The sequence below is a fragment of the Allobosea sp. 01N443 genome (genome assembly GCF_056399325.1).
Genome location: NZ_JBFTRC010000208.1, coordinates 1 through 9,740, shown reverse-complemented (window position 1 = coordinate 9,740; position 9,740 = coordinate 1). Strand labels below are relative to the sequence as shown.

The 9,740-nt window shown below is 64.1% G+C and carries 9 protein-coding genes and 1 pseudogene; 4 read left to right on the top strand and 6 right to left on the bottom strand.

Going from position 1 to position 9,740, the window contains the following annotated elements; translation table 11 throughout:
• Nucleotides 1-315: 315 nt before the first annotated feature.
• Nucleotides 316-558: pseudogene (locus tag AC1DRP_RS31320) on the top strand (integrase core domain-containing protein); the annotation flags it as partial.
• Between the two features lie 573 nt (nucleotides 559-1,131).
• Complete coding sequence (locus tag AC1DRP_RS31315) at nucleotides 1,132-1,929, top strand: methyltransferase family protein (RefSeq protein ID WP_441507167.1); 798 nt, start codon at nucleotides 1,132-1,134, stop codon at nucleotides 1,927-1,929.
• A gap of 169 nt (nucleotides 1,930-2,098) precedes the next feature.
• On the opposite strand, the gene AC1DRP_RS31310 is transcribed toward AC1DRP_RS31315, so the two are convergent.
• The 6 genes from AC1DRP_RS31310 to AC1DRP_RS31285 all read right to left on the bottom strand — a co-directional run bounded on the left by AC1DRP_RS31310 (nucleotide 2,099) and on the right by AC1DRP_RS31285 (nucleotide 6,594).
• Nucleotides 2,099-2,485: a DUF6157 family protein gene (locus AC1DRP_RS31310; RefSeq protein WP_441507168.1), complete on the bottom strand. Its 387-nt coding sequence runs from the start codon at nucleotides 2,483-2,485 to the stop codon at nucleotides 2,099-2,101.
• Between the two features lie 530 nt (nucleotides 2,486-3,015).
• Nucleotides 3,016-3,267, bottom strand: coding sequence for a hypothetical protein (locus tag AC1DRP_RS31305; protein ID WP_476770534.1), 252 nt, complete (start codon nucleotides 3,265-3,267; stop codon nucleotides 3,016-3,018).
• A 150-nt stretch (nucleotides 3,268-3,417) separates the two neighbouring features.
• Entirely contained in the window at nucleotides 3,418-4,068 is a 651-nt protein-coding gene (gene alkB, locus AC1DRP_RS31300; protein ID WP_441507170.1) for a DNA oxidative demethylase AlkB, read from the bottom strand.
• Nucleotides 4,069-4,075: 7 nt separating this feature from the next.
• The gene (locus AC1DRP_RS31295) at nucleotides 4,076-4,717 is read right to left on the bottom strand and encodes a DNA-3-methyladenine glycosylase family protein (protein WP_441507171.1); all 642 of its coding nucleotides are present in this window, start codon (nucleotides 4,715-4,717) and stop codon (nucleotides 4,076-4,078) included.
• A gap of 43 nt (nucleotides 4,718-4,760) precedes the next feature.
• Nucleotides 4,761-5,870 carry a bifunctional DNA-binding transcriptional regulator/O6-methylguanine-DNA methyltransferase Ada gene (gene ada / locus AC1DRP_RS31290; RefSeq protein ID WP_476770535.1) on the bottom strand — a complete coding sequence of 370 codons (1,110 nt, stop codon included), beginning with the start codon at nucleotides 5,868-5,870 and terminating at the stop codon, nucleotides 4,761-4,763.
• 268 nt (nucleotides 5,871-6,138) lie between these two features.
• Nucleotides 6,139-6,594 (bottom strand): ester cyclase, encoded by a 456-nt coding sequence (locus tag AC1DRP_RS31285; protein WP_441507172.1) that lies wholly within the window; start codon nucleotides 6,592-6,594, stop codon nucleotides 6,139-6,141.
• Between the two features lie 439 nt (nucleotides 6,595-7,033).
• Between AC1DRP_RS31285 and AC1DRP_RS31280 the strand changes: the two genes are divergently transcribed.
• Together AC1DRP_RS31280 and AC1DRP_RS31275 are read left to right on the top strand one after the other, a co-directional pair.
• Complete coding sequence (locus AC1DRP_RS31280) at nucleotides 7,034-8,884, top strand: ABC transporter ATP-binding protein (RefSeq protein ID WP_476770533.1); 1,851 nt, start codon at nucleotides 7,034-7,036, stop codon at nucleotides 8,882-8,884.
• Nucleotides 8,885-9,227: 343 nt separating this feature from the next.
• Nucleotides 9,228-9,740 (top strand): methyltransferase family protein (locus tag AC1DRP_RS31275; RefSeq protein ID WP_476770532.1); only part of this gene is annotated, 513 nt, incomplete at its 3' end.

The window sequence follows — 9,740 nt, the reverse complement described above, 5'->3', positions numbered from 1 at the left end:
GAGCTTCAAGCGTTTCACCCGTCGGCGATGCCTTCGAGCAGCCACCGAAAAGCCCTCGGCCAGGCGGACTTGTTGTAGCCGCGCCGCTGCGAACGTTGAGCAGACAGGCATGTTCCGCGATCTAGCTGTGAGCTCTCAATAGGTTGTCCATCCGGTCCCGAGCGAGGAAGCTGAGGTTGCGAAGCTTCAGTCTCCATCGAAGGAGGACCGGATGAACATCCATAAGAATGCCCGTCTGACGCAGCTGGGTCGAGAGCGGATCGTGCGCATGGCGGCGGCAGGCACGGCCTCTCGCGTGATCGCCAGGGCGGCCGGCGTCAGATCAGGACCAGGCCCTACACGCCCAGAACCAACGGCAAGGCCGAACGCTTCATCCAGACGGCGCTACGCGAATGGGCCTATGCCAGACCCTATCCCCACTCAGAGCGCAGAGCCGAAGAGCTGCCGCGCTGGCTCCATCACTACAACTGGCATCGCCCCCACGGCGGAATCCAGGCCAAGACACCCATCAGCAGACACGCTCGCGACGAGGACAACCTGTTGACGCTCCACATCTAGCCAGAGGTTGCGCCATCCTCGCGCAGAGCCGGGCAAAGCCCGCCCCGACATCCGCATCGTCTTCTGCGATATAGAGATGCCCGGATCGATGGATAGCTTGAAGCTGATCCACGCGGTTCGCGAGCGCTGGCCGCCGATAATCCTGATCCCGTCGTCGGGCCGCGGGTCACCGCTTGTCCACGAAGTGCCCGACCATGTCGACCGCTATGGGCGGCGGAAGCGATGGCTGTTCCGGTGAGGAAAGCGCGGTTCGAGCGGGAGACCGAGGCGATCTGCGACGAGCACCTACACCCTCCGGGAGCCGAATAGATCGACGAAACCATCAGTCTCTCTATGCGGTCGTCGCGGCGACGCGAACGAGCAATTGCTTAAGCAGACACAGCAGCCCCGGGGAGAGCCCGGCGCTGCTCGATGCCCGAAAGGGTCGCGTAGACAATAATGCCGGGCAGAACCCAACCCAGAACACGGCAGAGTTTCGGCGCCGGCGATCTTGCCCAGCGGCGGGATTGACGGGACATGAGCCATTCCGCCGGCTCGGAAGGTCGGCTGAGAGTCGAAGCCGACACCTCGTCGGTGCGCTGCGCGAAGGAGTATTTTGCGCAGCACGAAGAGACGCACCGGGACGGCGGGGGCGGTCCGGCGGGAGGAGGGGGCTTGGTGGCTGTCGGGCCATGCGTTCACTTCGCGCCCTCTGAAATGGTAAAATGGCCGATGCCAATCTCGGCTTACCTGCAGGCAGGCCTGTTCGTGGTGGCTGCGGCCACCGCGTTGTTCGCAAGCGCCGGCACGGTCGCCATCCCCGGCTTTTGGACGTATCTGGCAATCCTCGCCATCGTCATGATCGTTTCGTTCGCAGTGCTCGATCCGGACCTGCTGCGCGAACGCATGCGGCCGGGCGGCAACAAGCCGCCGCCCGCGTTGAGAGCCTTCTCGCTCATCCTGTTCCTGCATTGGATCGTTGCCGGGCTCGACCGTGGTCGTTTCCATTGGAGCGACAACGTGCCCGGCTGGCTGCAGGGCATGTGCCTGTTCACGGTCGGCGCCGGCTACGCCCTGGCACTCTGGGCCATGCGCGTGAACCGGTTCTTCTCCTCGGTCATTCGCATCCAGACCGAGCGTGGTCACCACGTCGTCACCACGGGACCCTACGCCTTCCTCCGCCATCCCGGATACAGCGCCGGGATTCTGATCATGGTGGCAAGCGGACCCGCACTGGGATCGTGGCTCGCGGCCGCGCTCATCGTGATCTTCAGCCTGCCATTCCTGCTCTATCGCGCCATTACGGAGGATCGCATTCTCCAGGCCGAGCTTGCAGGCTATTCGGACTACGCCGCGCGGGTCCGATGGCGGCTCGTTCCGGGCATTTGGTGAGCGTGCTCCTCACCCGGCAGCTCAGCACTATCGGAACCGAGATGAGCCACGTCCTCTTCCCAGCCCCGGGCGCAGGCAGGGAAGCTGAAACCGATGATGATGAGCGGCATAGCCATGCACATTGTCCGGTATTTGGATTGCGATGATCGGGAACAGCGGGAACGGTCCGCTAATTGCGAGATGACCGCATTCCCGGCCGCTTTTTAACCTCAGGATCGGCCAACAGGCGTGCGTATTCATCGCTTTCCACCGGCACGAGCGCCACGCGCGCCTCGGCATCATGATGCAGACCGAAACCGTATTGCTTCACCAGTGGCGAGGCGCGCAAACAGGCTTGCGGCTTGTCGAATAGCCGCGCCGCAGCATCCGCTCCTTTGCGCGCTTGCTCGACCGCCCGCAGAAGTTCGTCTGAAGTCAGTTGATAGGGCCGCGCTGCCAGCATCTCGTACTGCATCCCAGCGACTGTGCCTGGCTTTGCCGGAGGCGCGCTCAGCAGGGCCGCGCAATCCGCGGCCACGGTGATCAGCGTGGTGCGGTAGTTGGTGGAATGGCTCATCAAAGCTCTCTGGGCAGGCGCAACGTCTGCGCAGACTGTTTCACAGTCACGCTTTCCCGTCATGGGGCAGATCGGCATAGCGCTGTCGTAGCTGCTTTGGTCCGCCTGTCGCCGTTCAGTCCCCTTTCGGCCATCCGCCCTCGACCTTCGGAACGTCTGCTAATGGGTAGCCTGCCACCACACCAGCCTCTCAGGAGGATGCGCAGAGAGGYGGCTCAGCAACCCGACCCTTACGATCATTCATCTCAGGCACGCATAGCGTTTAGTGATTTTCTGAACGAATAGTCTGGTGGGCCGCAATCGGTGGGGGCATAGGCGGCGACCCGTGCCTGCGCGGAATAGCCCGCGGAGGCAAAGCGGTGGCGCCGCGGATGACTCCGCTGCTCGTTTGGCGCGCTGGCGCCTTCAGGCGCGCGATCGCCGGAACGGCTGCTTCACTTGCGTGATGGAGGAAGAGGCCGAGCGGCGTGATGCGCCTGGCCACGGGATGCAGGAAGGGTCTCGCACCGGGCGTCCGCGGACGCAGCTGGTCAGGCGAGTCTGAGGATCGTGGTCTCGGCCAGAAGATAGGTTTCCCCGGAGGGGAAGCGGACCTCGACCTCCCCGGTTTCGAGCAACTCCCAGACTGCGAAACCGCCGGCCACGAGTTGGCCGATATGGCTCATGACAAGCGCCTTGTCCGGGTCGTCCTTCGCAAGCGCGACGAGCGCGCCAATCGCGTCCTCCGTCCCAGGGAGTCTGCGCCGGCTCGTCCTGGCGTCGAAACCGCCGCTCGAAAACATCGCGAAAACGTCCTCGTATCGGTCCCCGAGCGCGCCAGGCTGCAGCAACCTGACGGCTACAGATCGACCCGTCGAATGATCATCCAGTGGCTCACAAGGCTATCCCGGCATCACGCCGATCATGGCCGGCAACGGAAATCCAGGATCGCGCTACAACGCGCCGCGGAACGTCAGATTGATACGCATGCGCCCGACGGTTCCGTGAACGCCATCCTTCAGCTCGGGAACACCGTGATAGAACAGGCGAGATGGTCCGCCCCACACGGCGACATCGCCGTGCCGAAGCGCATATTTCTTCACCGGGTCGTTTCGCTTCAGGCCGCCGAACTGGAATGTCGCGGGCAAGCCGAGCGAGACCGAGACGATCGGATTGGCGAAATCGCGCTCGTTCCTGTCCTGATGAAGAGAAAGCCGGGCGCCTGGCTCGTAGCGATTGATCAGGCAGGCATCAGGTCGAAAATCAGGATAACCGGCGCGTGCGGCGGCCGTGATCGCGAGCTCGAGGAAGCAATCCGGCATGGGTGGCCACGGGCGCCCGGTCTCGGGATCGTTGCGATCATAGCGATAGCCGGTCCGGTCCGTGACCCATCCAGCCGCCCCGCAATTGGTCATGGCCACGGACATGACGAAGCCCCCGGGCGTGACCATGTGCCGGAAGGGGGCCTGTTCGGTGATATCAGCCAGGGCGCTGAGCAAGTCCGCCTCGAAGGGCAGCGCGGCGCCACGCAGCAGCATCGCGCCGTCGGCCATGATCTCGGTCGATGGTTCCTGCGTATCGAGCGTTTCAAACAAATCGAGCATGACGGGCCTATTTCAACGTGTTTCCGCGCTCGCGCGGCATTCGCCAGAGATACCAGGAGGCGACCGTGCGATGGGGCGCCCAGGCCTTCGAGATCTCGCGCAATGCCCTGGGCTTGGGCTGCTCATCAAGCGATTTCAGCGCGCGGTAGCCTTCGCGAACCCCGAAATCGTCTGCCGGAAGGATGTCCATACGCTCCAGCGAGTACATCAGCAGCATCTCGACCGTCCAACGGCCGACGCCCTTGATGGCAATCATGCGGGCGATGATATCTTCGTCGTCCATCTGGATTGCGATATCGCGCGCAGGGATCACGCCCGTCGTCGCGCCTTCCGCAATGGCCTTGATGGTTGCGATCTTGCTGGCGGAGAAGCCGCAGGCTCGCAGTGCATCGAATTCCGCCGCAATGAGATCCTCAGGGTTCGGAAAGGCCTGGCCATCAAAGAGCGCCTTGAGGCGGCCGATGATCGCGTCCCCGGCTTTGGCCGTCAGCTGCTGATAGGCGATGGCGCGCACCAGCGCTTCATAGGGCTCGCGGGCGGCCTTGGGATCGTGCCGGCATGGGCCAACCCGGGCAATTAGCCTGGCCCAGTCCTCGTCGAGCTTCGTCAGGAAGACGACCGAGTCATCGTAGCGCGCAAAGAAATTCATCGAGGACCAATCTTGTCAGGCATTCGGCGGGGCGGCCGCAGGCTTACGCCGTCCGGGCAGCCTCGCGATCGAGAAGGGTTCGCTTGCGCTCGACACCCCAGGCATAGCCCGAGAGCGCTCCGTCATTGCGCACGACACGATGGCAGGGGATCGCTACAGCCAGGGTGTTCGCTGCGCATGCGCCAGCCACGGCGCGCACCGAGTTCGGTGATCCGATGCGGCGAGCGATCTCTGAATAGGACACCCTCGCTCCGACCGGAATCTCCTGCAGGGCCYGCCAGACGCGACGCTGGAATGCGGTGCCGCGGACATCGAGCGGAAGATCGAGGCCGAGGCCGGGATTCTCGACGAACCCGACGACGCGAGAGATCAACGCCTCGTATTCGCGATCCGCACCGATCAGGCGGGCCCTGGGAAACCTGTCCTGAAGATCCCGGAGGAGTTCATCGGGATCGTCGCCGAGCAGGATCGAGGCGACGCCCTTCTTGCTCGACGCGACCAGAAGCGCCCCAAGCGACGTCTGCCCGATGGCGAACCTGATCTCCTCATTGGCTCCGCCGGCGCGAAATCGTGACGGGGTCATGCCGAGCATCCCGGTCGACTTCTCGTAGAAGCGGCCGCTTGAATTGAAGCCCGCGTCATAGATCGCCTCGGTCACGCTATGGCCGGCGCGGAGACCCTCGCGGACCTTCCTGGAGCGATCTGCCGCAGCATAATCCTTCGGGGTCAGGCCGGTCGTCGCCTTGAAGATGCGGTGGAAATAACCGGGACTGCGCCCAACCGCGAGGGAAAGAGCCTCCAGCGACGGTTCCTCCTCGCTATCCTCGATGATCCGACAAGCCTTGGCGACCAGGGTGGCGTTCCCGGCCTCTGACGACACTCCGTCGGGGTTGCAGCGCTTGCAGGGGCGAAAACCCGTCGCTCGCGCGCGCTCCAGCGTCTCGTGAAGCGTGACGTTATTCGGATTGGCCGTCCGCGATGGGCAAGACGGGCGGCAATACACTCCTGTCGTCGAGACGCTGTACCAGAGCTGCCCGTCAGCGGTCTTGTCGCGAGCGACGATGCGCGCCCAGCGCGGGTCGTCCGCGACCGTGAGGGGAAATGCGCTTTGCCTGGCGCTGTGCCTGGGCGTGAGCTTTGCGAAGATGGTCATTGTTGTCATCTCGGAACATCCTGGCCCGACCGTGCACCTGATCGACGTTCGCGACACTCCGATCCTTACTTTCAAATCGGATGTCTCCCACCCGATTTCTGCAATGGATGCGCCGCGCCCATCCGCGAGCGCCAAGAAATCCGAGATCGCCAAGAAAACCGCGAGCGGGCCAGGCCCGGCACAAAGAGGCCCGCACACTCATGTGTAGGCCTCTCGGTGGTGGTGCCGATGACAGGCCGCGCCGCCCGCAGGCTCGGCACGATCGGGATCAGGCAGCCGTGACGAGGCCGAGCTGCGTCATGGCGGTGAGCCCGTCGTCCAGGCCGATCTCCTCGACGATCTTGCCGTCCACCACCTTCAGGACCGTCGTGCCGGTGAAATGCATCTTGCGGCCGGTGGCGGCGGGAAGGGCCTCATAGCCGACCAGGAAATCGTCGAAGGCCGCCCCCGTATGCGTGCCGCCGCCTTCCCACTGGCCGACGACATAGTCGCCCTCGGCGATCAGGTCGGCGGTGCCCCAGAAGTTGAGGTCCGGAAACGCCGCCCGGAAGTCGGTCATGAAGGCCTTGATGTCGGCGCGGCCGCGGCGAGGCTCGTGCAGCGAATACTTCAGGAGCATATCGGGCGCCGCGATCTCATCGATCACAGCAAGATTGACGTCCTTGCCCCAGAATTCGGTGAACCAACGGCCGACGACGGCCTTGTTGTCATCTGCTTTGCTCATAGGAAAACATCCTTCCATCAGCGTTCTTTCGGCCAGCGATGTCGTTCGTCGACCTGAGCAAAGGGATACGGGGGGCGGATCGGGACAAAACTCCGATTCATGACGTCGAATCCAAACAACGGAATGAGCCTCGTTCGAAGCCTTGCTGGCCGCGGCCATTGCGCGATGAGATCACGCCCCCGAACGGGGCTCGGTACGGCGAGTTGGTCGATCCGCAGTTCGTCTACAAGGACCAACGCATCGATCATGGCCAAGCCGAGGGGGAGGCGGGTCTTTGCCTCCCGGATCAAGGCGATGTCGCGGTGAGAGTCGCGCAAGCCACATCCCGCTTCATCGCCAGACCGCATCCGCTGTAGCGAGACTGGTTTGGCAGATCCGAGCGCTTTGACGGCGACCATTCGAGGTTGCAAGGGCGGCGCCGCAGCAATCATAAGGAACGATGTTCAGCTTCTTCGATTCACTTGTTGATTCGACAGCATCGCCTCCGGGCGAGCCTCCCAGCGGACTGCGAACGTTCTATTGGCACTTCGTCCGCCAGGCGAAGGGCCTGTTCGCAGCGCTGTTCGTGGTCGGCTTTGTGCTCGCCGTCCTTGAGGCCGTGGTGCCTTATCTGATTGGGCGCCTCGTCTCGATCCTGTCATCGGTCCCACGCGAGCGCGTTTTCGACGCTGCCGGCCAGCTTCTTCTGGTCATGGCGGCGATCGTGCTCGTCGTCCGGCCGCTGGGCACGATCCTGTTTCGCCTGCTCGTGAACCACTCGATCGCCGTCTCTTTCACGACGCTGGTTCACTGGCAGAATTACTGGCACGTCGTGCGCCAGCCGCTTTCCTTCTTTCATGACGACTTCGCCGGGCGGTTGGCCAGCCGGGTCATGCAGACGGCCCGGCCGCTGCGAGAGAGTATCGTCTCCTTCGTGCGCGCGGTCTGGCAGATCCTGGTTTTCGGCGCGACCGCGATCGGTCTTCTCGGCACGCAGGACATTCGCCTCGCCGCGCCGATGTTGGTCTGGTTTCTGCTCTACGGTGCACTCCTCGCCTACACGTTGCCGAAGGTGCAGGTCCGGTCGCGCGAGACCTCGGAGACGCGCTCCGCCATCGCCGGCAAGGTCGTCGACACGTTCACCAACATCATGACGGTCAAGCTGTTCGGGCGCCGGACCGATGATGACACCTATGTGCGCGACGGCTTCCTGCGCTTCCAGGCCGCTTTCGCCCGCCAGCAACGGCTCAATACCGTCTATGTCTTCTGCCTGGTCTGCCTCAACGCGATCCTGCTGGTGACGACCGGCGGGATCGGCGTCTGGCTTTTCTCCGAGGGCCGGGTCGACGCGGGCACGTTGACGACCGCCCTTCTTCTGACAACCCAGATCATCGCCATGTCGGGTTGGGTGGCGTTCGAAATTGCGGGCATTTTCGAGAATATCGGCATCGTGCAGGAAGGAATGAAGACGATCGCGCAGCCGCTGAGCCAGCTCGACAAGCCTGACGCGCGTCCGCTCGAGGCTCCCCATGGAGAGATCCGTTTCGAGGATCTGCATTTTCACTACATGAAGCCGCACCGCGTGGTGGAGGGGCTATCCTTGACCGTTGGCGCCGGCGAAAAGGTCGGTCTGGTCGGGCGCTCGGGCGCGGGCAAGTCCACGCTCGTCAATCTGCTGCTCCGCTTCTATGAGCCGCAATCGGGCCGAATTCTGATCGACGGCCAGGATATCGCCTGCGTCACCGAGGAGTCGCTGCGCGCACGGATCGCGCTGGTGGCTCAGGATTCGTCGCTGTTGCATCGCTCGATCGGCGAGAACATCCTTTACGCCCGCCAGGATGCCGATGAGTGGATGATGCGTGACGCGGCCCGGAAGGCGCAGGCGGACGGCTTCATCGAGACGCTGGTGGACGGCAAGGGGCGCCATGGATACGAGGCCTTCGTCGGCGAGCGCGGCGTCAAGCTCTCCGGCGGGCAGCGCCAGCGCATCGCGATCGCGCGGGTGATCCTGAAGGACGCCCCGATTCTCCTGCTTGACGAGGCGACGTCATCGCTCGACTCGCAGGTCGAGGCCGCGATCCAGGATGCGCTCGCGGATCTGATGCGCGGGAAGACCGTCATCGCGATCGCGCATCGCCTCTCGACGCTGCAACTCATGGACCGCCTTGTGGTCATGGATGGCGGGCGCATTGCCGAGCAGGGCTCCCATGCGGAATTGCTCGATCGCGGCGGGCTCTACGCCGACCTCTGGGCGCATCAATCGGGAGGCTTCATCGTGCCGCCACGCCCGCAGGGTTCTCGGACGCCGTAAGGTCGTCGAGCACACTCATTCGGCGGCTCTCGTCATCGAGGCAGCGAGGCCGATTGCGAGCTCAAGGCCGCCGATGATGCGCCCCCGTCGTTCCCACCGCGCTGGAACCGCAGCAGATCGCGAACCCGTCTGCCTCCCCGAAGGCATGGTTCAACCTCATCAATGTCGTGCCGGCATTGGCCGGCCGTGATATCCTGGATTATTCGATCGGACATCGCATCCGATCCGATGATCTCATCTTTTGTGCTTGCATCGGCTCTGCCCCGAAGACCGCAATCCACATTTCGGGCCGATGCTTCAGTGTTGCGCCACCAGTCCATCCTCGGCCTCTCGGGAGAGCACCATGGACGACACGCCCCACGCCGCATCGACCCTTGCGCCTCCCGCGGCAGCGCAGGAGCCTCCCCCGCATGTCACGCTGATCCAGATGGCGACGGCCGCCTGGGTCTCGCGTCTGGTCTACGCAGCCGCGAGGCTGGACCTCGCCGACCACCTGGCCACCGGCCCTCGCAGTGCCGAGGAGCTGGCCGGCCCGCTGCGGCTCCATGCGCCCTCGCTCCATCGCTTCATGCGCTGCCTCGCCAGCCTGGGCCTGCTTGCCGAGCAGGCCGGCCAGCGCTTTGCCCTGACGGCGCTGGGGGAGGCGCTGAAGACGGGCGCGCCCGGTTCGGCGCGGGCCACCATCCTCACCGCCGGCAGCCCCTGGTTCGCGGGGGCCTTCGACGACATCGCCTATTCCTTGCAGACCGGCAGGACCGCGTTCGAGAAGGCGCAGGGCGTGCCGGTCTTCGACTATCTCGGCCAGCATCCGGACGAGGCCTCGCTCTTCAGCGAGACGATGGTCGGCTTCCACGGC